23 protein-coding genes are annotated in these 23,777 nt (G+C 72.3%); 7 read left to right on the top strand and 16 right to left on the bottom strand.

What is annotated here, in order from left to right:
- The first annotated feature begins 16 nt into the window (after window positions 1-16).
- Both ACBJ32_RS20505 and ACBJ32_RS20500 read left to right on the top strand, forming a co-directional pair.
- Window positions 17-313, top strand: a complete 297-nt coding sequence (locus ACBJ32_RS20505; RefSeq protein WP_375128061.1) for a hypothetical protein — start codon at window positions 17-19, stop codon at window positions 311-313.
- Window positions 313-1,449, top strand: a complete 1,137-nt coding sequence (locus tag ACBJ32_RS20500) for a DUF6745 domain-containing protein (protein ID WP_375128060.1) — start codon at window positions 313-315, stop codon at window positions 1,447-1,449. The genes ACBJ32_RS20505 and ACBJ32_RS20500 overlap by 1 nt, the downstream gene beginning before the upstream one ends.
- 2 nt (window positions 1,450-1,451) lie before the next feature.
- Here the strand turns inward: ACBJ32_RS20500 and ACBJ32_RS20495 are convergent, their stop codons facing one another.
- The 12 genes from ACBJ32_RS20495 to ACBJ32_RS20440 all read right to left on the bottom strand — a co-directional run bounded on the left by ACBJ32_RS20495 (window position 1,452) and on the right by ACBJ32_RS20440 (window position 13,859).
- Window positions 1,452-2,642 (bottom strand): hypothetical protein, encoded by a 1,191-nt coding sequence (locus ACBJ32_RS20495; protein ID WP_375128059.1) that lies wholly within the window; start codon window positions 2,640-2,642, stop codon window positions 1,452-1,454.
- Window positions 2,639-3,169 (bottom strand): SigE family RNA polymerase sigma factor, encoded by a 531-nt coding sequence (locus ACBJ32_RS20490; RefSeq protein WP_357888907.1) that lies wholly within the window; start codon window positions 3,167-3,169, stop codon window positions 2,639-2,641. The genes ACBJ32_RS20495 and ACBJ32_RS20490 overlap by 4 nt, the downstream gene beginning before the upstream one ends.
- Before the next feature lie 89 nt (window positions 3,170-3,258).
- Entirely contained in the window at window positions 3,259-4,080 is an 822-nt protein-coding gene (locus ACBJ32_RS20485; RefSeq protein ID WP_375128058.1) for an STM4011 family radical SAM protein, read from the bottom strand.
- A complete protein-coding gene (locus tag ACBJ32_RS20480) occupies window positions 4,074-5,339 on the bottom strand; it encodes an STM4012 family radical SAM protein (protein ID WP_375128057.1) in 1,266 nt (421 codons plus the stop codon). Before ACBJ32_RS20480 ends, ACBJ32_RS20485 begins: the two co-directional genes overlap by 7 nt.
- Complete coding sequence (locus tag ACBJ32_RS20475; protein ID WP_375128056.1) at window positions 5,326-6,117, bottom strand: STM4013/SEN3800 family hydrolase; 792 nt, start codon at window positions 6,115-6,117, stop codon at window positions 5,326-5,328. Before ACBJ32_RS20475 ends, ACBJ32_RS20480 begins: the two co-directional genes overlap by 14 nt.
- Entirely contained in the window at window positions 6,114-7,160 is a 1,047-nt protein-coding gene (locus ACBJ32_RS20470; protein WP_375128055.1) for an STM4014 family protein, read from the bottom strand. Before ACBJ32_RS20470 ends, ACBJ32_RS20475 begins: the two co-directional genes overlap by 4 nt.
- Before the next feature lie 112 nt (window positions 7,161-7,272).
- Window positions 7,273-8,313, bottom strand: coding sequence for an STM4015 family protein (locus tag ACBJ32_RS20465; protein WP_375128054.1), 1,041 nt, complete (start codon window positions 8,311-8,313; stop codon window positions 7,273-7,275).
- Between the two features lies 1 nt (window position 8,314).
- Window positions 8,315-9,280: an STM4015 family protein gene (locus tag ACBJ32_RS20460; RefSeq protein WP_375128053.1), complete on the bottom strand. Its 966-nt coding sequence runs from the start codon at window positions 9,278-9,280 to the stop codon at window positions 8,315-8,317.
- 125 nt (window positions 9,281-9,405) lie between these two features.
- Window positions 9,406-10,773: a glycoside hydrolase family 5 protein gene (locus ACBJ32_RS20455; protein WP_375128052.1), complete on the bottom strand. Its 1,368-nt coding sequence runs from the start codon at window positions 10,771-10,773 to the stop codon at window positions 9,406-9,408.
- A 4-nt stretch (window positions 10,774-10,777) separates the two neighbouring features.
- A complete protein-coding gene (locus ACBJ32_RS20450; RefSeq protein ID WP_357888883.1) occupies window positions 10,778-11,620 on the bottom strand; it encodes a carbohydrate ABC transporter permease in 843 nt (280 codons plus the stop codon).
- Window positions 11,617-12,576 (bottom strand): sugar ABC transporter permease, encoded by a 960-nt coding sequence (locus ACBJ32_RS20445; protein WP_357888880.1) that lies wholly within the window; start codon window positions 12,574-12,576, stop codon window positions 11,617-11,619. Before ACBJ32_RS20445 ends, ACBJ32_RS20450 begins: the two co-directional genes overlap by 4 nt.
- Window positions 12,573-13,859, bottom strand: coding sequence for an extracellular solute-binding protein (locus ACBJ32_RS20440; RefSeq protein WP_375128051.1), 1,287 nt, complete (start codon window positions 13,857-13,859; stop codon window positions 12,573-12,575). The genes ACBJ32_RS20445 and ACBJ32_RS20440 overlap by 4 nt, the downstream gene beginning before the upstream one ends.
- A 147-nt stretch (window positions 13,860-14,006) precedes the next feature.
- On the opposite strand from ACBJ32_RS20440, the gene ACBJ32_RS20435 reads away from it, so the two are divergent.
- Window positions 14,007-15,017, top strand: a complete 1,011-nt coding sequence (locus ACBJ32_RS20435; RefSeq protein WP_185109745.1) for a LacI family DNA-binding transcriptional regulator — start codon at window positions 14,007-14,009, stop codon at window positions 15,015-15,017.
- A 110-nt stretch (window positions 15,018-15,127) separates the two neighbouring features.
- Window positions 15,128-15,907 (top strand): class I SAM-dependent methyltransferase, encoded by a 780-nt coding sequence (locus ACBJ32_RS20430; protein ID WP_375128050.1) that lies wholly within the window; start codon window positions 15,128-15,130, stop codon window positions 15,905-15,907.
- A gap of 51 nt (window positions 15,908-15,958) precedes the next feature.
- Here the strand turns inward: ACBJ32_RS20430 and ACBJ32_RS20425 are convergent, their stop codons facing one another.
- Complete coding sequence (locus ACBJ32_RS20425; RefSeq protein WP_375128049.1) at window positions 15,959-16,831, bottom strand: aldo/keto reductase family oxidoreductase; 873 nt, start codon at window positions 16,829-16,831, stop codon at window positions 15,959-15,961.
- Between the two features lie 129 nt (window positions 16,832-16,960).
- On the opposite strand from ACBJ32_RS20425, the gene ACBJ32_RS20420 reads away from it, so the two are divergent.
- A complete protein-coding gene (locus ACBJ32_RS20420; RefSeq protein ID WP_375128048.1) occupies window positions 16,961-17,404 on the top strand; it encodes a winged helix-turn-helix transcriptional regulator in 444 nt (147 codons plus the stop codon).
- A gap of 5 nt (window positions 17,405-17,409) precedes the next feature.
- Here ACBJ32_RS20420 and ACBJ32_RS20415 read toward each other — a convergent pair whose 3' ends face one another.
- Entirely contained in the window at window positions 17,410-18,978 is a 1,569-nt protein-coding gene (locus ACBJ32_RS20415; RefSeq protein WP_375128047.1) for a serine/threonine-protein kinase, read from the bottom strand.
- 136 nt (window positions 18,979-19,114) lie between these two features.
- Window positions 19,115-19,555 carry a MarR family transcriptional regulator gene (locus ACBJ32_RS20410; RefSeq protein ID WP_375128046.1) on the bottom strand — a complete coding sequence of 147 codons (441 nt, stop codon included), beginning with the start codon at window positions 19,553-19,555 and terminating at the stop codon, window positions 19,115-19,117.
- A gap of 41 nt (window positions 19,556-19,596) precedes the next feature.
- Between ACBJ32_RS20410 and ACBJ32_RS20405 the strand changes: the two genes are divergently transcribed.
- Together ACBJ32_RS20405 and ACBJ32_RS20400 are read left to right on the top strand one after the other, a co-directional pair.
- Entirely contained in the window at window positions 19,597-19,947 is a 351-nt protein-coding gene (locus ACBJ32_RS20405; RefSeq protein ID WP_375128045.1) for a nucleotide pyrophosphohydrolase, read from the top strand.
- Window positions 19,948-20,112: 165 nt separating this feature from the next.
- On the top strand, window positions 20,113-23,274 hold the full coding sequence (locus ACBJ32_RS20400; RefSeq protein WP_375128044.1) for a BTAD domain-containing putative transcriptional regulator: 3,162 nt from the start codon (window positions 20,113-20,115) through the stop codon (window positions 23,272-23,274).
- Here ACBJ32_RS20400 and ACBJ32_RS20395 read toward each other — a convergent pair.
- A complete protein-coding gene (locus tag ACBJ32_RS20395; protein WP_375128043.1) occupies window positions 23,241-23,741 on the bottom strand; it encodes an SRPBCC domain-containing protein in 501 nt (166 codons plus the stop codon). The genes ACBJ32_RS20400 and ACBJ32_RS20395 overlap by 34 nt on opposite strands.
- Window positions 23,742-23,777 lie beyond the last annotated feature (36 nt).

Raw genomic sequence — 23,777 nt, 5'->3', positions numbered from 1 at the left:
CGATGGAGGTTGGTCGATGTACCGACAGGGCGACATCCTGATCGTGCCCGTCCCCGAGGAGTCCGTTCCCGGCGGGTTGCGGCCCGAGCCGCGCGACGCGCGCGGGCGGCTCGTGCTGGCGCACGGCGAGGCCACCGGGCACTGCCATGCCATCCCCGGCCCCGGCACGCTGTCGCGCGGCTTCCTGCACCTGCCCGAGGGCGGCATGCTCGTGCACGAGGAGCACGACGCGATCTCGCTGCCGAAGGGCTGGTACCGCGTGGTGCGGCAGCGTGAGTACGTGCCGGGCTCCTACCGGGTGGTGGCCGACTGATGACGACCTTGACGTGGGAGCGGGTCACCGTCGCGACCGGGCCCGGCGAGGGCGCCGAGGCGGCCGTGCGGCAGGCGTACCGGGAGGCGGGGCTGGCCGAGCCCGAGCGGGTGCTGGTGCTGCCGTCGCCCCTGGCCGGAGCGGTCGTGGCGGCGTGGCTGACCGGTGACGAGACGCTTCGGGCAAAGCTGGAGCAGGCCAGGCCCGCCGATCCGGAGCGGCGGCACACCGGCCTGCCGGGCTTGCGGGCGGATCCGGCGGTGCGGGCCGTGCTGGAGGCCGGCGACCCCGGCCGGCCGGTGCGCGACGCCGTCCGCACCGCGCCGTGGGAGCGGGCCAGGGCGGCCGCCTACGCCGAGCTGGGGCCCGCCGGCTGGGCGCGGCTCTGGGCCGAGACGGGCGGGCGGCTGTGGCCGCAGGCCGAGCGGCTGGTCGGCGACCTGCGCCGCGCCATCGCCGACCGGGGCGCCGCCCTCGACACGGCCCTAGGCACGGACACAGACCTGGAGGCCGAGCGGTTCGGCGAGAGCCTGCGGCACGTGACGCTCGACGCCGTGCTCGGGCAGCACGACGCGCCCTGGCTGTCGGCGTTCGACGGGCTCGACGGGCTCAAGCGGGTGGCGGAGCGGGCGGGCTGGTGGTGGCCGTACGAGCGGCTCGCCATCGTCACCGAGCGGCCCGTCGAGCTGCACCTCGACGACCTCGGCCGGCTGCACCGCGCCGACGGCGCCGCCCTGGCCTACGCCGACGGTTTCGCCCTGCACGCCTGGCACGGCATGCCCGTCCCGCCCGGCTTCGGGGCCGCGATGACCGGGCTCACCCCCGAGCGCATCCGCTCGGAGGCCAACGCCGAGCTGCGCCGCGCCATGCTGGAGCACTTCGGCCTCGACCGCTACCTGGCCGAGTCGGGCGCGCAGCCGGTGCAGTCCGACGAGACCGGCGTGTTGTGGCGGATCGAGCTGCCCGACGACGAGCCGCTGGCCATGGTGGAGGTGGTCAACTCCACGCCCGAGCCCGACGGCACCCGCCGCACCTACTTCCTGCGGGTGCCGCCGTGGGTGCGGCGGGCGCGGGAGGGGGTGGCGTGGACGTTCGGCATCGCCGAGGACGACTACCGGCCGCGGCGCGAGACCTGACGTCACACCGCACCGGGCAGGACGATCTCGAAGAAGTCCTGCGCCGTGTACGTGGTGAGCTTCCTGGCCCGGCCGGTCTCGACGTTCACGGCGTAGGCGGTCAGCGTCCGGTAAGGCTGGTCGAGTTGCTCGGCCTCCTCGTCGGGCCCCTCGTGGTAGGCCTCCACGTCGCAGGGGACGGACTCGGCCAGCGCCGTCACCTCCTCCGGCCCGAGCCACGTGCGCAGGGAGAGGCTGGTGACGCCCGCGTCCAGGCCCTGCACGATGACGGACCTGAGCTTCACGCCGGTGCGGGCGTCCAGCACGGCCAGGTTGCCCAGGCGGGGGCAGGGGAAGTCGCGGGCGAAGTACCTCTCGACGGCCGCGATGCTGCGCCCGTCGGGGGCGAGCGGGCTGAATTCGTAGTCCTGCGGCAGCGTGACCGAGGTGCCGCCGCCCGAGGCCGTCCACAACCTCGGGATGGTGCGCAGCATCGATCTGGGCGCGTACTGGGAGAGCGTGAGGGTGCCGCCGTCCGGTGACAGGCCGGCGGGAACCCAGCCGTTGGGCAGCTCGCGGACGGCCCCCGCTCGCAGGTCGAAGATCAGCCCCGGGTCCTTGAACTGCGGGTTCTTCATGAAGGTGAGGTAGCGGCCGTCGTCGGAGAGCATCAGGCGGGTCCTGCTGTACAGCCACTCCTTCGGCACCTTCGCGGGGGCGGTGGTGCGCCTGCCCGACGCCAGGTCGCGGAGCACGAACGTCTCCTCCTCGGCGCCGTAGTAGGCGATCTTGCCGCCGTCGCGGCTGATCGCCAGCGGGCTGTCACGCAGGCCGGTCCGGCCAGGCACGAGGCCGGGCAGCGCGTCGGGCACGCGATACGTCCTGCCGTCACGCGTGACCAGCCGCCACTCCCCGTCCCGGCAGTCCTCGGGCGCCCGCCCGCTCGCCGGCCTGCAGTACGTCCTGACCGCGTGACTCAGCGGCCCCACCCCCTTCGCCGGCAGGTCGCTCACCGAGGCGGCGTCGTCGGGCCCGGGCGGCAGCAGCCGCGCGGCCACCGTCACGCCCAGCGCCGTGACCACCACCATGGCCGCCGCGACCAGCGAGATCGCCGTACGCCGCCGGCGGTCACGGATCATGATCGTGCGCTCGGCCAGATCCACCTGGGGAGAGTCCTCGGCCAGGTCGACGAGCACGTCCCGCAGCCAGGTCATCGCTGTCCCTCCCGGACGTCGGTCTCCAACTCGGCGAGCCGCGGCGCCAGCTCGGGCGCCAGCTCGCGTAACCGGGCCAGCGCGTAGTGGGCCTGGCTCTTCACCGTCCCGACCGAGCAGCCCAGCAGCTCGGCGGTCTCGCGTTCCGTGCGGTCCTCGTAGTAACGCAGCACGATCACCGCCCGCTGCCGGGGCGGCAGCCGCATCAGCGCCTGCCGCATCACGACCCGGACGATCGTGGCGTCCTCGCTCGAGTACGGCCGCTCGGGCGGCGCGGCAGTGGACAGCTCGGCCCCCGCCCTGCGCGGCCGCCGCCACGAGATGTACTGGTTCACCAGCGCCTTGCGCGCGTACGCCTCCGGGCGCTCCACGCGCGACAGCCGGGACCAGCGCCGCAGCACCTTCAGCAGCACGCTCTGCAGCAGGTCCTCGGCCAGGTGCGGGTCGCCCGTGAGCAGGTACGCGGTACGCATCAGCGCCTGCTGATGCCCCGCGACGAACTCGCGGAAGCTGTCATTGCGGTCCAAGACGGCTCCTCTCACCCGTACCGACGCCGGTCACGGGTCGAAAGGTTCGGCGGGCTCGCCGGATCCGTCGTCGCCGAACGATGAGGACCTCAGCGGGGGACGCGTTCCAGGACGCCGCCGGCGAAGACGTCGTAGAGGCCCAGCGGCTCCAGGTGCACGTAGCCGATGTGGCAGTCGCAGGAGGCCGCCGGGCAGGGGCGGGGGCGCAGGGCGGGGCGGTAGGAGCCGTCGTAGAGGTTGCCCAGGACCTCGGGGACGAAGTGGCAGCGGCGGACCGTGCCGTCACCGTTCACCGAGATCACGCTGTCGCCCGTGCGGCAGGGCAGGCCCGCGCTGGCGTGCGGGAAGCGGCTGTAGGAGAAGAGAGGGTCGATGGCCGCCCAGTCGGCGGCCTCGGCGTCGGTGTAGAGGCGGCCCTCCTCGGCGTTGACCCACACGTACGTCTCCGGCGGCAGGTCGGCCCGCAGCCGCCGCGCGTGCGGCAGGTGGGCGGGGTCGCCGACGATGCCGACGCTGTGCCGGACCGGGAGCGAGCGGACCTTGGCCAGGAACCGCTCGTACGGGACCTGCGTCGGGTGGTAGGTCACCCACAGCGCGGCCCGCTCCGACGCCTCGGAGAGCCAGTCCGTACGGCAGCTCAGGTTCGTCTGGATCGCCACCTTCGCCACGTGCGGCAGCCGGGAGAGCTCCACGAGTGCCCGCCGGTACCACGACCTGACCAGCCCCTCGCCCCACGGCGTGAACAGGATCGAGACCTCGAAGTCCCGCCCCGCCACCCAGGCCGTGAACCGCTCCAGCGCGGCCCGGTCGGCGCGGAGCTGCTCGGGCGCGTCGCGGCGTTTGGCGAACGGGCAGTAGGCGCAGTCGTAGTCGCAGCTCGCCAGGGGGCCGCGGTAGAGGATGGTCAGCATGCCTGGTATCCGTCCATGAGCGCCCGGACCCGCGGCGAGAACAGGGCGGGGCCGATCGCGTCCGAGTACGCCAGCCCCTCCGGAGTGAGCGCGACCGTCGAGTCCGTGATCGTGAGCCACTGCGCGAAGGAGTCCAGGGGGAAGTCGTCCAGGACGTCGGTGCCGAACCGGCCGGCGTACAGGCTGCGTGACATGCCCTCGGCCCGCAGGAGCGACTGGATCAGGTGCCGCCGCCTGCGCTCGCCGGGGGAGAGCGCGAAGCCCACGTTCGCGGTGCCGAAGCCGGTCTCGGCCACGTAGTCGTCGATGATCGAGCGCACGTGCCGGGCGCCGACGGCGTAGTCGAAGGAGTAGTGCAGGGCGCTCGTGTACGACCGGGCGCCGCAGCCCAGCCCGACCATGCCGTCGGTCTGGCAGCAGTATCCGGTGGAGCCGGGCGTGCCCGGCAGGCGGAACATGCGCATCGACACCTGCTCGTACCCGGCCGCCAGCAGATGGTCGCGCCCCGCCCGGTAGAGCTCCAGCCGCTGGTCGTCCCAGGCCCGGCCCTGCTTGCCGAGCCCGGTCAGCGGCCGGACGTACAGCGGGTAGAGGTACAGCTCCTCGGGCCGCCAGCCGAGCGCCGTGTCCAGCGAGTACAGCCACGACCGCGGCGTCTGGCCGTCGATGCCGTAGATCAGGTCGATGTTCAGCACCGGCACGCCCGACGCCCTGATCGTGTCCAGCGCCGCGTCCACCTCGGCGCGCTTCTGCGGGCGGACGGCGGAGCGGGCCTCCTCGGGCACGAAGCTCTGCACGCCGATCGAGATCCGCGACGTGCCCCGCTCGGCCAGCACGGACAGGCGGTCGGGCGTGGCGGTGGCGGGGGAGGTCTCCACCGACAGCGGGATCCGCGCCAGGTCCACGCCCATCGTGCGCTCGGTGAGGTCGAACAGGCGGGTCAGCTCGCGGGCACTGAGGTACGTCGGCGTGCCGCCGCCGAACGCCGCCGTGGCGAAGCCGGTCTCCTGCAACGCCTCGCGCACCTGCTCGGCCTGCCGTTCGAGGGCGTCGAGGTAGGCGGTGACCAGCTCCTCGGGGGCGCCGGTGCGGGTGAACAGGTTGCAGAAGCCGCAGCGCATCTCGCAGAACGGGATGTGCACGTACAGGGCGCCGGGCCGTTCCCCGGACCAGACCTCCTTCAGGCGCGGGCGCGGGTCGAGCGGCCGGTACGCGGTCTTGTGCGGGTAGGCGTAGACGTAACTCTCATACGGCCGCATGGCTCTCCAGGACGAAATGGGTGTAGGGGACCGTCCAGACCACCTCGTGGCCGATCCGGTGGCCGACGTGACCGTCCTCGCCGTACGCCGTGCCGTGGTCGGAGCAGACGATGGCCAGGCAGGGCCGGCGGCGGCGCATGAGCGAGTAGAGCCGACCGATGTGCCGGTCCACGTAGCGCAGGGCGGCGGCGTGGCTGTCCAGGCAGTCGCCGGTGGCTCCCGGCAGGTAGAAGTGGTTGGGCTGGTGCAGGGCCGAGACGTTGACGAAGAGGAGGACCGGGCCGGGCACGCGCGCCAGCACCTCGGCGGCGCGGTCGATCTGGTGCTCCAGCGAGGCGGGGTCCGTCACGCCGAACTCCGGCTCCCAGTGGCTCTCGGCGAACAGGCCGGGCAGCGCCGACCCGAGAGGCGTCCGCTTGTTGAAGAACCCGACGCCGCCGATGCACACCGTGTGGTAGCCCGCCCGTGCCAGCCCCGCAGGCAGGTCGGGCGCGTCGAACACCCACGTGCCCGCCGCCGTCGTCTCGCTGCCCGGGAACGTGGCCGCGAACAGCCGGGGATGCGGGCCCGGGGTGGCGGGCGTGGGAAGGAAGCCGGCGAAGATGGCGGCGTGGGCGGCGTAGGTGAAGCTGCCGGGGCTGTGCCGCCGCTCCCAGCGGGCGCCCGGGGGGAGGAGGTTCGGCAGCAGCCCGGCCTCGGCCTGGGCGGCGGCCACGTCGTAGCGCAGCGTGTCGAGCGTGACGAGGAGAATGTCGTGGCTGCCCACGATCTCGTTCATGTCCACGAGGTCAGCACCGCCTCGACCTGTTCGGCGTACGTGTCTCGCCCATGTCCCGAAAAATCCCCCAATCCCGGCAGCAGGTCCCCGAACGCGTTGACCTCCGCCACCGCCACCGACCGCCAGTCCGACCCGACCATCACGTCCACCCCCGTGCTCAGGCTGCGCGGGAAGCACCCGGCCGCCCGCGCGGACACCTCCAGCACCCGCTCCCACAGCCCGGCCCGCCCCCGCACCGCCTCCAGGTCGCCGCGCGACCCGCCGAGATGCAGGTTCGTCATCGGGCTGCGGCTGGTCCGCACGACGGCGTGCGTGGGCCGGCCCGCCACGGTCACCACCCGCAGGTCGAACGCCCGCCCGCCGCTCGCCGCCTTGGGGAACCACTGCTCGACGTGCAGCCCGTCGGGCGCCAGGAAGTCCACCAGCCGCCGCGCCTCCGCCTCGTCGGTCACGGCCCTGACCCGCAGCGAGTTGCACCACGTCCCGCCGGTCCAGGTGGCCGAGGTGACGGCGTGGACCCGCCCCGCGTGGGCCTGGAAGGCGATCACGCCGGAGGCCGAGGAGCCGTGGGCCGGCTTGACGAACACGCGGGCCCACCCGCGGGCCGCCATCCCGTCCCGCAGCTCCTCGTACGAGCCCGCCGGGAACCCCTCGGGCACCGGCACCCCGGCCGCCGAGAGCGCCGCGTGGCAGCGCCGCTTGTCGAACATCACCCCGATCTCGCCGACGTCCCCCAGCAGCCGAACGCCGGGGATCGCCGCGACCCGTTCCAGCCCCGCGGTGAAGGCCCGGTACCAGGCGGCGCCCCCGCCGACCCGCGCCGGCTCGCCCGGCCCGCGCAGCAGCGCGTCGGCCTGCGCGTCCTCGCCGGGCGAGTCGATCCGCAGCAGCGCCCCCTCGGGCGCGCCCAGCTCCCGCCCTGCCAGCACGTCCCGCCAGGCGATCACGTACGGCTCCGCGAGGCCGCGGGCCACCACGGCGTCGCGGAAGAGCGTGACCCGGCGATCTCCCGGCGTCCCGACGACGGCGAACCGCACCGTCACGCGGTCACCGCCACGCACATGCGGGACAGCCGTGTCACCCGGTCACCGCGACGCACGACCCGGGACAGCCGTGTCACCCGGTCACCGCGACGCACGATCCGGGACAGCCGCGTCACTCGGTCACCGCCACGTACATCCAGCCGTCGTCCTCGGCGCGCTGCTGCTCGTCCAGATCGACGGCCACTTCGGGCAGCGCGTCCAGCACGCGCGGCACCATGGCGTCGCTGAGGAAGTGGTGGCGCAGGTCGAGCACGCGCAGGTGGGTCAGCGGCTGGCCGCTGAGCAGCGCCTCCGCGCCCCGGTCGGTGAGCGCCCCCATGCCCAGGCTCAGCTCCTCCAGCCGGCCGACCACGGGCGCGGCCGCCACGGCCGCGGCCACGTCGTCCTGCCGCTCGCTGTCACGCAGGCCGAGCCGTTTGAGCGCGGGCAGGCCCGTGCCCGACAGGATGCCGTCCAGGTCGGCGGCGGTCGTGTCACCGCCGTACCGCTCGACGCCGAGCCACAGCTCCAGGTGCTCCAGCGCGGGGAACGTGCTCGCGCCCACCGCCCGCACCACCGCTCCCGGCAGCCCGCCGGACTCGAAGCGCAGCACCTTGAGCCGTTCGTGTGTGACAGGCCGCAGCTCCAGGCCCTGCGACCCGCGCACCTCCAGCCGCTCCAGCCTCGGGTACGCCTCCAGCAGCGGCGTGATGTCGCCGTGCCGGATCCAGGAGATCTCCCAGTGCTCACGCTCGATGTAACCGAGGAACACCGAGCGCAGCCCGGTCAGCCGCCGGGCGTGCTGCGCCAGCAGCCGCGGCGCGTTGGCGGCGCCGTGGCCCGTGACGGCGAGGGCCGTCACCTGGGCGGGGTTCACCCGGCGCAGCAGGCGGTCCAGCTCGTCGGCCAGGGCCGTGTCGTCCCTGTCGTCTTCGAAGCCGAAGCCGGTCTCGTCCGTCACCAGCCAGGCGACCTGGTCGGGCCGGCTGGGGACGCCGTCGTCGAGCTCCCTGACGGGCAGGCCCGCGAAGCGCTCGCGGTGCATGCCGGCCAGGTCGAAGCGGTAGACGGCATCCTCGGGGAGGAACGTCTCCCCGGGATCGCGGGGATCGGCCGGCGTCTCCTCGTAACTCTCGTCCTCGTCCTCGTCGGAGGAGTCGTAAAGGTTGTTCATGTCACTCGCTCACCGCGACGTAACGCCAGTCCTCCTCGCGGCTGCGCCGGTCGTCGAGCCGGACCTCGACGCCCGGCAGCGCCGCCGGCAGGCGCTCCGCCATCGTGTCGCTCAAGTAGTTGTGGTGCAGGTCTAGCCGGCGCAGGTGGTTCAGCGGCTGGCCGCTGAGCAGCGCCTCGGCGCCGTCGTTCCCGAGCGAGCCCATCGACAGGCTCAGCGCCTCCAGCCGGGCCACGACGGGCGCGGCGGCCACGGCGGCGGCCAGCTCGTCGGCGTACGGGCAGTTCTGCAGGCCCAGGTAGCGCAGCGCGGGCAGGCGCTCGCCGCTCAGGATGCCGGCGACGTCGGCCGCCGTGGAGTCACCGCCGTACTCGTCGACGCCGAACCAGAGCTCCAGGTGCTCCAGCGCGGGCAGGTCGCTGTCGCCGACCCCGCGCACGACCTCGGCGGGCAGGCCGCCGGTCTCGAACCTGAGCACGCGCAGCGACTCGTGCCGCACGGGCGGGAACGCCAGCCCCGACCCGCCTCGCACCTCCAGGCGCTCCAGCTTCGGGTACGCCTCCAGCAGCGGCGTGACGTCGGACTGCTGGATCCAGGAGATCTCCGACTGCTCCGGCGACATCGCTCCGACGAACACCGAGCGCAGCTCGGGAAGGCGGTCGGCGCTCGCGGCGAGCCGCTCGATGATCGGCGCGTTGCTGGTTTCGTAGCTCGACTCCCACTCGCCGATCACGATCGCCTTGACCTTCGCGGTGTCGACATTGTCGAGGAACCAGTCGAAAGTTTCGGTGATCTCGGCGGGGAGGTCGTCGTTGAACTCGCTGGCCTCCAGCTTCCAGGCGACGGCTCCGGCGTCCTCCGGGAGGGGCTCGTCCTCGTGCTCACCGGAAAGGACGCAGAACACGGGCATCCCCGCGTAGGTCTTGTAGTAGGTGTCGTAATGGCTGGGTTGCGCGTCGATGGTCACGGACGGTCCTAGTGTCGGGGGGATCCAGCGAAGCCTGTCCTACCAGATCCACCCGACATTTCCCGCGTCCAGGCGGCCGAGCCCGCCTGCCCGCCGGCACCCGGCAAGCGTCCGGGACGGCGGGTTCAGCCCTTGAGGTTGTCGGCCAGCAGGTCGAGCAGGGGCTCGCGGCGTACGCACCGCTCCAGCAGGAACGAGTCGGCCAGCACGAGCAGCTCGTCGTCGCCGAGCCCGCGGAACAGCCCGGCGTACTCGGGCAGCAGCGCCTGCGCCAGCAGGATGTGCCTGATCAGGTCGTCGGTCTGGTAGCGCGCGCCCCAGGGGTAGGGGTGCCACTCGGGGAACTCCGTCTCGACCAGCGCGTGCAGCGGGGCCAGCGCCTCGGCCGACTCCTCCATCGTCGAGCCCCAGCGGTCCACGCCGAGCCGCCGCTTCTTGGCGATGAAGCCGCCGAACCGCTCCAGGTACGGCTCCGAGACGTGGACCAGCCCCTGCAACCCCACGTCCTTGTACGTCCAGAGCGACCAGCCCGCGTCCTGCTCGTCGTAGATCGCGAGCTGGTCGCGCAGGATCTGGTAGCGCTGCCGGTCCACGGCCGGGTCCCCGGTGTAGACGGGCCCGAACTCGCCCACCCACAGCGGCGTGCCCGTCTCGCGCTGGAAGCGGGAGCGTTTGGCGAAGGTGCGCTCCAGCTCGGCCCGGTCGCACCACTCGCCGCGGGTGTACCCCGGGTAGGGGCCGCCGTGGGCGAACCCGGCCAGCGCGTAATCGTGCATGACGAAGACGGTGTTCTCATACACCTCCCGAAATATCGAGAAGTCGGTGGAGTAGGTGTTGCCGTCCAGGAACAGGACGTGCCGCGGGTCGGCGGCCCTGATCGCCTTGACCAGCCGGTCGTAGAACGGGCCGATCACCTTGCCCGACACGTCGCCGGGCTCGTTGACCGGGTTGTAGCCGGCCACCCAGGGATGGTCGCGGTAGTGGTCGGCGATGACCTCCCACAGGTGTACCGCCCGGTCCTGGAAGTGCCGGTGCTGCCAGAACGCGGCCACGTGGGTGGGGTTGTCGGAGTGCCAGTGCTGGTTCTGGGCGCCGGGCAGCGCGTGCAGGTCGATCACGCTGTAGACGCCGTGCTCGCCCAGCAGGTCGATCACCCGGTCCAGGTGGCGGAAGCCGCGCTGGTCGATCTCCATCGGGCGCTCGTCGGACTCCCAGTGGCGGTAGTTGACCGGGATGCGCACGCAGTTCATGCCCAGCCCGGCCAGCAGCGCGGCGTCCTGCTGGGTGAAGAACGAGGTCAGCAGCCGGTCGAAGAACAGCTCGGCCCGGTCGTCGCCGAGCACGGAGCGCACCGCGTACCGCATGGAGCTCTCGTCGGCCGGGAAGCCGGTGATGAAGTTCTCCATGTTCATCCAGCCCCCGAGACCCACCCCCCGTAGCCGTACCGGCGCGTCGTCGTCCGTCACGAGATGGGTTCCGGACACGTGCAGCATGGAGTCACCCCTTCGTCGCACCCGCGGTGAGCCCACCGACCAGGTGACGTTCCGCTATGGCGTAGAACCCGAGCGCGGGCACCATGGCCAGGATGAGGTAGGCCAGGATGCGGGCGGTGTCGGAGGCGTACTGGCCCTGGAACTGCTGGATGCCCAGCGGCAGCGTCCAGCTCGTCTCCTCGCTGAACACCACCAGCGGGAGCATGAAGTTGTTCCAGCTCCCCACGATGGCCAGCACCGAGACGGTGGCGATGGCGGGCCTGGCCATCGGCAGCAGGATTCGCCAGAAGAAGCCGAACGGCGAGCACCCGTCGATCGTGGCCGCCTCCTCGATCTCGCCCGGGATGCTGCGGAAGAAGCCGCGCAGGATGATGATCGTCAGCGGCAGCCCGAAGGCGGCCTGCGTGAGGATCACCCCGAGCGGGTTGTCCAGCAGCCCGAACGTGCGCAGCAGCACGAAGATGGGCAGGATCGCCACCGCGAACGGGAACATCAGCCCCGCGGTGAACAGCGTGAAGTACAGCTCCCTGCCGCGGAAGGCGAAGCGGGCGAAGACGAACGCCGCCAGCGCCGACAGCGCGACCGTCACCACGGTCGTGGTGACGGCGATGAACGTGCTGTTCCACATCTGCCGCCAGAACGAGCCGGAGCCCAGCACGTCGGTGTAGTTCGCGGTGATCCACTCGCCGGGCAGGCCGAACGGGTTCTCGGACAGCTCGCTGTTGTCCTTGAAGCCGCCGAGCAGCGCGTAGAAGACCGGGATGACCATGAACACGCCGACGATGATCGCGATCACGTGCAGGGGCAGCGTGTTGCGCCGCCGCTTGAGCGGCTTCTTGTGGCTCATGGCCGTCCCCCTTGGGAGGTCATCGCGCCCTCCAGGTCGCGGCGCATCACGAGCCGCTGGTAGACGAGGGCGAAGACGAGACTGAGCGCGAACATCACGACGCTGATCGCGCTGGCGTAGCCGACCTGGGAGCGCTTGAAGCCCCAGTCCATCATGGTGACGGCCATCGTCTCCGAGGCGTGCGAGGGTCCGCCGCCGGTGAGGATCCAGACCAGGTCGAACAGCTGGATGGTGTAGATGACGGACAGGAAGATGCTGATCCGGATCGTCGGGCCGAGCAGCGGCAGCGTGACGTGCCTGAACGTCTTCCAGCCCGTCGCGCCGTCGATCTGGGCGGCCTCGATGAGCTCGTTCGGGATGTTCTGCCGTCCCGCCAGATAGATCATCATGTGGAAGCCGAAGTACTTCCAGGTCATGACCAGGAAGAGCGACGGCATCACGGTGTCGGGGTTCGCCAGCCACTCCGACTCCCAGCCGAACACCGACAGGACCTGGTTCGCCATGCCCGAGTCAGGAGAGAGGATCAGCGAGAACAGCACGCCCGTGATGACCTCGGACAACACGTACGGCGCGAAGAACAGCACGCGGTAGAGCGCCCGCCCGCGCATGCGCTGGTTCAGCAGCATGGCGATGGCCAGCGAGAACGGCAGCTGCACGCAGGTCGACAGCAGGACCAGCACCAGCAGGTGCCACAGGTCCTGGGCGAAGATCTCGCTGCTGAACAGCCGGGTGAAGTTGTCCAGGCCGATGAAGTTGGTGGGCAGGCCGCCGAAGCCGTTCCATCGGAACACGCTCGCGTACAGGGCCACCAGCATCGGGGCCACGACCAGCATGAAGAAGAGCACCAGCGCGGGCAGCAGGAACAGGGTGATCGTCACCCAGCGGCCGCGGCGCCGGGCGGCAGGCGCGGGGGCCGGAAGCTTGAGAGCCTCCGGCCCTTTCGTGAGCGTCGTCATCCGGCTTCGCTCTTGGCCACTTCGGTGATGTCCGCGCCGACCTCTTCAGGCGTCTTCGTACCGGCGATCAGCTCGGCCACGCTGTCGTTGACCTGCTGGCCGACGGCCGGCGGGTAGGCCTGGTCCAGGTAGAGCTGGTAGCCGCTGGCACCGGCCAGCAGCGTCGCCACCTGCTTGAGGTTCGGGTCCTTGACCGCGCTCTCCTCGCCCTTGAGCACCGGCAGCACGCCGCCGGACTCCACGGCCTTGGAGTGGTTGCCCATCTCGGTCATGAACTTGACGAAGTCCACGGCCTCCTTGGGCGCGTCCGCGCCGACGGTCAGCCCGCCGCCACCGCCGAACGCGTCGCCGATCGAGCCCTTGCCGCCCTCGACCGCCGGGAACGGGAAGAAGCCGAGGTCCTCGCCGAGGCCCTTGCCCGAGTCCTGCTGCACGCTCGGCGCCCACTGGCCCATCAGCTCCATGGCCGCCTTGCCGTTGCTCACGGTGGCGGACTGGCCGTCAGGGGTGGAGTACGCGGCGCCCAGGAAGCCCTTCTGGAACGGCTGCAGGTCCGCCAGCGCCTTCACCTGCTGGCCGGCGGCCACGAAGTCGGGCTTGGTGAAGTCGTGGTCGACGGCCGCCTGCTTGAGCGCGTCCAGACCGGCGATGCGCAGGGCGAGGTAGGCCCAGTAGTAGTGGCCGGGCCACTTCTCCTTGCCCGCCAGGGCGATCGGGGTGACGCCCGCGGCCTTCAGCTTCTTGACGTCCTCCAGGAACGCCGACCAGGTGGCGGGCGGCTCCGTGATGCCTGCCTTTTCGAAAAGTTTCTTGTTGTACCAGAAACCCACCAGCCCGATGTCGGTCGGCAGGCCGTACGTCTTGCCGTCCAGCTGGTACGCGCTGAGCGCCGCGGGCGTGAAGGTCGGCAGCACGTCGGCGACGTCGGCGGAGATGTCCTTGACCAGGCCGGCGTCGATCTGCTGCTTGAGCACGCCGCCGCCCCACGAGGCGAAGACGTCGGGCGCGTTGCCCGATTGCGTGATCGTGGTCAGCTTGGCCTTGTACGCCTCGTTCTCCAGGACCGTGGCCTTGATCGTGACGTGCGGGTTCTTGGCCTCGAACTCCTTGGCGCGTTGCGCCCAGAGCGACTTGAGCGGCTCGGCGGTCGAGAGGTGCCACCACTCCAGCGTCACCTTCGCGGGCGCGCCGCCCGTGCCCTGCTGAGGCGCTGCCTCCCCGCCACCGCCGCCGCAGCCGGCCAGGAGCACCGCGGCGGCGACCAACACGACAGTGCGTTTCATAGGGGTCCCTTCCTCAGCGAATAGTCGAAAGTTTCGTGAACCCCCCGATAATTTCTTTGGCGTGATCGTAGGTAAACGCCATGTAAAGCGTCAACACCTCGGCCGGGAGCGATCCCAAACCGAAACTTTCGGATACACTCCCGATTTGTGTCAGCGAAGAGGCGGGTGACGATCGCACTGATCGCGGAGGAGGCCGGGGTCTCCATACCGACGGTCTCGAAGGTCATCAACGGGCGTCCGGAGGTCGCTCCGGCGACCCGCCACAGGGTCGAACGGCTGCTGCAGGAGCATGGCTACCAGCGGCGCATCAGCCAGGACGACACCCCGGCCGGCCTGGTGGACCTGGTCTTCGCGGAGATCGAGTCGCCCTGGGCCATGGAGATCGTCCGAGGGGCGGAGAGCGCGGCCCACGAGGCCGGCGCCAGCGTCGTCATCTCGGTCCTGCACACGCACGCGGGCCCCGGCCGCGACTGGCTGGAACGCCTGGCGGCCCGCCGCACGGACGGCGTGGTGATAGTCGCCTCGCGGCTCTCGACCGGCATCCAGGCCCAGCTCAGCGCGCGCTCCCTGCCGTTCGCGGTGGTGGACCCCGAGGGCGAGCCCGCACCGGGCGTGATCTCGGTCGGCGCCACCAACTGGAACGGCGGCCTGGCGGCCACCCGGCACCTGCTGGAGCTCGGGCACCGCCGCATCGGCATGATCAGCGGCCCCGCCGACATGCTGTGCAGCCAGGCGCGCATAGACGGCTACCGGGCGGCCCTGGAAACGGCAGGCCTCCCGGTCGTCCCCGAGCTGATCAGGCGCGGCACGTTCCTCGTGGAGTCGGGCCACGACCAGGGCCACGCCCTCCTCTCCCTCCCCGAGCCGCCCACGGCGATCTTCGCGGGGAGCGACCTGATGGCGTTCGGCGTCTTCGAGGCGGCCAGGCAACGCGGCCTGCGCGTACCCGAGGACCTGAGCGTGGTCGGCTTCGACGACCTGCCGCTGGCCAAGTCGGCCTGGCCCCCGCTGACCACCGTCCGCCAGCCGCTGCAGGAGATGGCGGCGCTGGCCACGCGAACGGTGCTGGCGATGGGCCACGGAGAGGTGCCGGAGACGAAGCGGGTGGAACTGGCCACGGAACTCATCGTCAGGGACAGCACGGCCCGCTACGAGTAGGTTGGCCAGCCGCGCCCACCCGTTGCCCGTTCACGGGGCGAGCCGTCCGCGACCCACACCGAAAGGGCTTCGGAAGGGGCGCTTCGCGTGGCAAGGACAGGGGGAATCGCATGGACCAGGACGAACGGCTCCAGCACAGCTCATCATTCGGCGCAGCGGCCGCCGCATACGCCGAGCACCGCCCCGACTACGCACACGCCGCCGTGCACTGGGCGCTCGCCCCCGCACCCGGCCCGCGAGTGCTCGACCTCGGCGCTGGAACCGGCAAGCTGACCGCCACGCTGGTCGAGCTGGGCGCCGACGTCACCGCGGTCGAGCCCGACCCGGCGATGCTGGTCGAGCTGCGCCGCGAGCTGCCGGCTGTGCGCGCCCTGCCGGGTAGTGCCGAGGCGATCCCCCTGCCGGACGCGTCCGTCGACGCCGTGCTGGCCGGCAACGCCATGCACTGGTTCGACATAGCCGTCGCGGGCCCCGAGATGGCCAGGGTCCTCGCCCCCGGCGGCATTCTCGCCGGCCTGTGGAACCTGCTCGACGACAGCGTCGGCTGGGTGGCCGGGCTCGCGCGGGTCAGCGGGAGCGCGGCTGTCGGCCCGCGCGACACGCCCGCCGCTTGGCGCGCCGAGACGGCCGGCATGCACCTGCCCAGGACGGGCGAGGCCGCCCGGTTCGGCTCTCCGGAGCAGGCGGAGTTCCCGCACGGGCAGCTCCGCACCGCCGGCTCCCTCGTCGCGACGCTCGCCACTCGGGCGGGGATGCTGGTCATGCCCGACCAGGAACGAGCGGCCGCGCTCGGCCGGATCCGCGCCTTCCTCGCGAGCCGGCCCGAGACCGCCGGCGGCGAGTTCACCCTTCCCATGCTGACGGGCGTGCTCCGGGTCCGGCGGCTGTGAACCTGCCGGCCGTCCGTACCTCTTCCGGGCCGTGCCGGGCGAGGCCACTGCCTAGTGGCCGATCTTGTCCAGCTCGGCGAGGTCCTCATCGGAGAGCGAGAGCCCCGCGCCGGCGACGTTCTCGCGCAGGTGCGCCACCGACGACGTGCCGGGGATGAGCAGGATGTTCGGCGACCGGTGCAGCAACCAGGCGAGGGCGACGGACATCGGCGTCGCGTCCAACCGGGCGGCCACCGTCGAGAGCGCCGAGGACTGGAGCGGGCTGAAGCCGCCGAGCGGGAAGAAGGGCACGTAGGCGATCCCCTGCTCGGCGAGCTGGTCGACCAGCTCGTCGTCGTGCCGGTGGGCGAGGTTGTACATGTTCTGCACGCACACGATCGGCGCGATCGCCTGCGCCTCGGCGACCTGCTCCGCCGTCGCGTTGCTCACTCCGAGGTGCCGGATCAGACCCTGCCGCTGGAGCTCGGCGAGGGTCTCGAACGGCTCGGCGAGCGAGCCTGGCCGCGGCCCCTGGGCGTCGCCGAGCCGGAGGTTGACCAGGTCGAGCACCTCGAGGCCGAGGGCTTCCAGGTTCTCGTGCACGGAACGGCGAACGTCTTCCGGCCGCCGGGCCGGGGGCCAGCCGCCGTGCTGGTCACGGGTCGCGCCGACCTTGGTCACGATGTGCAGCGATTCCGGGTACGGGTGCAGCGCTTCCCGGATGAGCAGGTTGGTGACGCGCGGTCCGTAGGCGTCGCTGGTGTCGATATGGGTGATTCCGAGGCCGGCGACCTCGCGGAGGACGGCGAGTGCGCTGTCGCGGTCGGCCGGCGGTCCCATCACCCCGGGGCCGGCGAGCTGCATGGCACCGTAGCCGAACCGGGTGACGGTCAGGTCGCCCAGGGCCCAGGTGCCGCCGGGAAGCGAAGCGGGGATCGTGCTCATACCTCTGCCTTTACGTGTTGAGCTGGGTGGTGCTTGTCGGTTCGTTGCTCCAGTATGGAGAGGTAACTTCCTGACAGGAAGCAGGCACTTCGAAGTGCGTAACACACCGGCGGGTTGGAGGAGCGGTCGATGGCGACGACGACGGCGGCCCAGAAGAGGGCCCAGGACAAGGCGGCATATGACGCTTTCATGGCGGCATGTCCAAGCCGCAAGCTGCTCGACCGGATCTCCAACAAATGGGTCACCCTGATCCTGGCCGCGCTCGGCAGCGCCGGCTCGCCTCTGCAGGGCGCGGGCTGCGTGGGTGAGCCCCGGTCGATGCGTTACTCCGAGCTGTCCCGCTTGCTGGCCGGCGTCAGCCAGAAGATGCTCACGCAGACGCTGCGCTCCCTGGAACGTGACGGTCTCATCACGCGCACCGTGACGCCGACCGTACCCGTCACGGTCACGTACGAGCTGACCGACCTCGGGATCTCCCTGCACCACATGATGCGCGGTCTCAAGGGCTGGGCCGAGACGCACATGGACGATGTGCTCGCCAACCGCGAGACGTACGATTCCCGCGTCGCCTGAACAGGTCAGTGGAAGTAGGACCTGCGCGAGTCCACACCGGTCCGGCTGGCGATGCAGCGGTAGAACCGCACCCCGTCCTCGAACTGGGACTGCGACGGCGGCATCACGTCCGCCTTCCACTGCGCGGCGGCGAAGCTCCGCGCCGTGCCGGTCCTGGTGGCTAGCAGGACCGTGCGGCTGCAGACCTTCTTCACGGCCGGGTGCCTGGCGAGGTCCTGCTGCACGTACGTCTCGGCGTCCTTCGGGATGGGCGCGACCGCGAACGTCTCCCACGAGTGGGACTCCTCGCAGCCCAGCCGCCTGGCCTTCGTGTCGCCCACGATGATGACCAGGCCGCCCCAGCACTCCGCCTCCCGCACGCACGCCGCACCGGCCCCCTTGACCTTCGCGGCGGGGCAGTTCTCGGTGTACGTGTCCAGGCCCGCGAACACGCTGGGCTCCTTCTCCGGAGTCGTGGCGGCGGTGCTCGGCGCGGCGGCGGTCTCCTGCTCGCCCTTGGCGGGCGGCTGGATGACCTGGGTGTAGACGAACACGCCCGCACCGGCCACGATCACCAGCGACAGGGCCGCGATGATCCCCACCAGGACCTTGTTGATGCCGTGGGGTGCCGCCGGGGGCCTGGTGACCGGCTCGTGCGGCGGGTTGGTGGGCTGCGGGGGCACCGGGGCGAAGGGCGCCGAGTGGCGTCCCGATGCCGGGGCGGGGGCCGAGTGGTGCGCCGGCGCCGGGGGCGGCGGTGTGGGGGCGAGCGCGTGGCGGCCTGCGGGGGTGGACGGCGGGAGCGGGACGGCGGCCAGCTCGTCGCGCAGGGCCGCCGCGCTGGGGGTGCGCTGCCGGGGGTCGCCGGCCAGGGCGCGGCGGAGGACGGCCGTCAGCTCCGGGGGCACGCCGGGGATGTCCGGGACGGGCAGGCGGTGCAGGGCGAGGATCATCGCCAGGTTGGGGACGCCGCTCTCCGGGAACCGGGGCGGGCGGCCGGACAGCAGCGCGTAGACGGTGGCGGCGAGCGCGTACACGTCGCCCACGGGTGACGGCTCGGCCAGCTCGAACGCCTCGGGCGGGGCGTAGGAGGGGGTGAGCGACTCGCGGGTGACCGAGGCGTCGGGGCCGGACGCGGGCATGGTGGCCAGGCCGAAGTCCGACAGCGCCACCTGGCCGTACCGGTTGAGCAGGATGTTGGCCGGTTTCACGTCGCGGTGCAGCACGCCTTGCGCGTGTGCGGCGGCGAGCGCGTCGGCGATGCGGACGCCGACGTCCCTGGCGTCGGCGGGGGAGAGCGTCCGCCCGGCCAGCGAGCCGCCGGGGCACAGCTCCAGCACCATGAACGGCCGCCCGTCCGGCAGCAGCCCCGCGTCGTAGACGGGCACCACGTGCGGATGGCCGGACAGCGCGCCGGCCGCCGTCACCTCGCGCAGGAAGCGGCGCCTGTCGCGTTCGGACAGCAGCACCCGGTTGTCGACCTTGAGCGCCACCTCACGGCCGACGGCCGATTGCAGGGCGAGGTAGACCACCCCGAAGCCGCCCTGGCCGAGTACGCCCTTGATCTCGTAGCCCGGGACCGATAATTCCGACACGCGCGGAAGCGTACACGTGTGCGGTCAGGGGGGCAGGCAGGAGTTCGGGGAGAAGCTCGCGCAGGCGGGCGGCGTCCGCACGGGGTCCGTGGTGGCTGCCGGGCAGCATCGCGACCTCGGTGCGCAGGAGCGCGCGTTATTTGCGTAGCTGGGGGATGAGCCGGTCGGCCAGTTCCTCCAGCGCGGCCACGGTCTCGCGGACCCGCTGCGGGTCGTCCGTGCCCAGCGCCGTGGCGAGCGCGTCGTCGATGGGGGTGTCGCGTACCCGCGTCACCTGCTCCGACACCTCGGGCGCCTCCCGGATGATCGTGCGGCGGCGGTCTCGCGGGTCGGTCTCCGCGATCACGGCGCCCACGGTGCGCAACCGCCCGATGGCCGCGGACACGGCGCTCTGCGGCAGCCCCGTACGGGCGGCGATCTCGCCCACCGTCGTCTCCGGATGGGCGCGCAGGTCGCTCACGACGATCAGGACGGTGCGGGCGCTCGTGGACTGGTCGCCCATCCCCTCGGACGGCATCGCCTCCTCGCCGATCTTCATCAGCGCCCGGCCCAGCAGGAACAGTTCGACCCCATTCACGCTACGCAACATACCCGCAGGGCTCGATAGGGTCGGGTGGCGTGACGACGGAGTTGGAGCGCCTTGCCGCGCGGCTGCGCGAGTTCGCGCGGGTCAGGGAGTGGGAGCAGTTCCACACCCCGAAGAACCTGGCGATGGCGCTGGCGGGCGAGGTCGGGGAGCTGGTGGCGGAGTTCCAGTGGCTCACGGCGGAGCAGTCGCGCAGCCCCGATCCGGAAACCCTGGCCAGGATGCGTACCGAGCTGGGCGACGTCACCCTCTACCTCGTCCGGCTGGCCGACGTCCTGGGCGTTGACCTGCTGGAGGCGGCGCGGGCCAAGCTCGACGACAACGACCGCCGCTACGACGCCGACCTCTACCGCGGCTCCGCCAGGAAGGCCCCGCCGTCCTGACGCTCACCGCGGCGTGATCCGGAGCCCCGGCGACTTGCCGCGAGGAAGAGCAGCGTGCGCGTCTCCGCTGGACCGCACCGGCTCGCTTCTCGCCATCCGCCGTCCTGCCGTTTGTCGGACGCTTCTCGTAGGGTGACGTGCATGCGATTTGGGGTGCTTGGGCCGTTGGCCGTCTGGACGGACGCCGGGGAGACCGTCACCATTCCCGGTCTCAAGGTCCGGGCGCTCCTCGTGGACCTGCTCGTCCACGAGGGTCATCCGGTGTCGGTCGACCGGCTGGTCGACGACCTGTGGGGTGCGGAGCCGCCGGCCAACCCGGCGGGCGCGCTGCAGGTGCGCGTCTCGCAGCTGCGCAAGGCGTTCGAGGACGCCGAGCCCGGCGGCAAGAACCTCGTCGTCTCCCGCGCCCCCGGCTACCTGCTGCGCGCCGACGAGGGCGCCGTGGACGCCGTGCGCTTCGCCGACCTGCTGGCCAGGGCCGAGGCCACCGACAGCCCCAGGACCAAGGCCGGGCTGCTGGCCGACGCGCTGGCGCTGTGGCGGGGGCCCGCGTACGCGGACTTCGCCGACGAGGAGTACACCAGGTCGGCCGTCCACCGCCTGGAGGAGCAGCGGCTGTCGGCGCTGGAGCAGCACGCCGAGGCGCGGCTGGAGCTGGGCGAGCACGGGCTGCTCGTGGGCGAGCTGGGCGACCTGGTCGACCGCCACCCGCTCAGGGAGCGGCTGCGCGCCGTCCACATGCGGGCCCTGTACCGCGCGGGGCGGCAGAGCGAGGCGCTGGCCAGCTTCGGCGAGCTGCGCGAGCGGCTGGCCGACGAGCTCGGCCTCGACCCGGGGCCCGAGCTGGTCGCCTTGCACCAGGCGATCCTCGGGCAGGATCCGGCGCTGAGCGTGCCCGCCGACCGTCCCGTGACGAACCTGCCCGCCTCCGTCAGCAAGCTGATCGGCCGCGACGAGGCGCTGACCGAGGTGTGCGGGCTGGTCGAGGAGGAGCGCCTGGTCACGCTCACCGGCAGCGGCGGCGTCGGCAAGACCCGGCTGGCGCTGGAGGCCGCGAACCGCCTGCTCGACACGTTCGCGGACGGCGCCTGGCTGGTCGCGCTCGACCAGGGCCCCCGCTCGCCGGCGGAGGCCGTCATGGCGGCCCTGGACATCAGGGAGGAGGCCGGGGTCCCCGTCGCTCCGGGCGGCGGCAGGCCCGACGCCGCCGGTGTCGACGCCGCCCTGGCGGCGCGGCTGGCGTCCGTGCTCAGGCCGCGGCGGATGCTGCTCGTGCTGGACAACTGCGAGCACGTCGTCGAGCAGGTCGCCGAGCTGGCCGAGGTGCTGCTGCGCAGCTGCCCCGACCTGCGCATCCTGGCGACGAGCCGGGAGCCGCTGGCCGTCGCGGGCGAGGTGTTGTGGAGCGTGCCGCCGCTCGACGTGCCCGCCGGCGCCGACCTGGCCGTCATGGCCCGCTCCGACGCCGTGCGGCTCTTCGTGACCAGGGCCGCCGCCTCGGCCCGCGGGTTCCGGCTGGAGGCCGGCAACGCGCAGGCCGTCGCGCAGCTCTGCAGGCGGCTCGACGGCATCCCGCTGGCGCTGGAGCTGGCCGCGACGAGGGTGCGCGCGCTCGGCGTGCAGGGCGTGGTGGCCCGGCTGGACGACAGGTTCCGGCTGCTGGCCTCGGGGCAGCGGGGAGCGCCGGCCCGCCAGCAGACGCTCACCGCCGTGATCGACTGGAGCTGGGACCTGCTGCCGGAGGAGGAGCGCGTCGTCCTGCGCCGCCTGGCCGTGCACGTCGACGGCTGCACGCTGGAGGCCGCCGAATCCGTCTGCGCCGACGGGGAACCCGCCGCCGCGCCGGACGTGCTGGACCTGCTGGCCAGGCTCGTGGACCGGTCACTGGTGGTGGTCGTGGACGCTCCCACCGGCGTCCGGTACCGCCTGCTGGAGTCGGTGTCGGAGTACTGCCGGGCCAGGATGTCCGACGCGGGCGAGCTCGACGCCGTGCACCACGCGCACCTGCGCCACTACCTGGACCTCGCCGTACGGGCAGAACCCGCCCTGTACGGGCCGGAGCAGCGAGACTGGCTGCTGCGCCTGGACGCGGAGGCCGCCAACATGCGGGCGGCACTCGACACGGCGGCGGCCCGCGGCGACGCGCACAGCGCGGCCCGGCTGGTGAACGCGCTGGCCTGGTACTGGTTCCTGCGCGGCAGGCTGGCCGAGGGCAGGCGGGCCATGGCGCAGGCGCTGGCCGTTCCGAAGCAGGACGACGACCCGGCGCGGGACAGGGCGGCGGCCTGGGAGGCCGGGTTCGCCCTCTGCCTCGGCGAGCAGCCCGGCTGGCAGCCCGTCCTCGACGCGGTCGAGGACCCGGGGGAGCGCGCCAGGGCCAGGCTCTTCGTCGGGCTGCACGTCGACGACATGCCGGCCGGGCAGGAGCAGACGGAGCTGGCGCTGGCCACGTTCAGGGAGATCGGCGACCGGTGGGGCATCGCCGCCGCGCTCACCAGGCAGGCCATGGACGCCTTCACGGTGCGCGACCAGGAGGCGATCGAGCGGATCGCGGGCGAGAGCGCCCGCCTGTTCACCGAGCTGGGAGACCGGTGGGGGTTGCTGCGCGCCACCGAGTGGCTGGCCTCGCTGGCCGAGATGCGGCGCGACGCCGAGCAGGCGAACCGCCTGTTCGGCGAGGGGCTGCGGATGGCCGAGGAGCTGGGGCTGTGGCCCGAGGTCGCCACGCACACGGCCTGGCTGGGCTGGGTGGCCCTGGAGAGCGCCCAGTACGAGCGCGCCATCGAGCTGTGCGGGAACGCGCTGAAGCAGGCGAACGCCCAGGGGTACAGCAAGGGCCAGACCATGGCCGAGATGGGCCTGGCCTACGCCGCGCGCAGGGCAGGCCGGCTCGACCTGGCGGAGCGGCACCTGCACCACCTGCTCGAAGGGCTGTCCCGCGACCCCGACGGCGAGCCCGCGCTGCACCTGCCCGACACCCTCATCGAGCTGGGCTGGCTCACCGAGCTGCGCGGCGACCTGGCCGGGGCCATGGCGCTGCACGCGGAGGCCCTGGCGTTCGCCTGGAAGATCGGCGACCCCAGGACGACGATCGGCGCCGTGGAGGGCGCGGCCGCCGCCGCAGGGCCCACCGGGAAGTCGGCCCTGCTGCTGGGCCTGGCGGCGGCCGCCAGGGAGGGGTACCAGCTTCCGCCGAACGCGGCCGAGCTGGAGGACATCGAGCGGGTAACCGTGCGGACACGGGAGGCGCTCGGCGAGGAGGCGTTCGCGGCCGCGTTCGCGCAGGGCGGCACCTACAAGCTGGACGACGCCCAGGACCTGCTCTGATCGTGCACGTGGGCGGCCAGGCGGTCGAAGAACTCGATCCAGCCCGCCTTGGCCCCCTCGGCGTGCTCCTGGTCGGTGTTGACCCCGTACTGGTGGAACCGCATCTCGGTCCTGCCGCCGGCGTCGGTCAGCGTGACCGTCACGATTGACGCCGGTCCGTCACCCGGGTCGTCGGGGTCGCCGGTGGTGAACACCAGCCGCTCCGGCGCCGCCACCTCCCGGTACGTCCCGTCCAGCGTCACCTCGAACCCCTCCTCGCCCACCAGCGTGGCCCGCCAGACCCCGCCCGGCCAGGCGTCGAGCGTGATCCGGCCCACCGGCGTGGCCAGCGTCTCCGGCCCGAACCAGCGGGAGAACCGCTCGGGGTCGGTCCACGCCGCCCACACCTGCTCGCGGGGCGCGTCGAAGAATCGGGTGAGCTCGTACTCGGCGGTCTGGGTCATCGTGCTGCCCTCCTTGGTGTCCATGACTCCACGGTGACCGGCCGGGCTTACGATCCCCTT

This window comes from Nonomuraea sp. GTA35 (assembly GCF_041950525.1).
Classification (GTDB): domain Bacteria; phylum Actinomycetota; class Actinomycetes; order Streptosporangiales; family Streptosporangiaceae; genus Nonomuraea.
The sequence above is the reverse complement of the archived record's forward strand: the minus strand, read 5'-3'. Positions and strand labels throughout refer to the sequence as shown.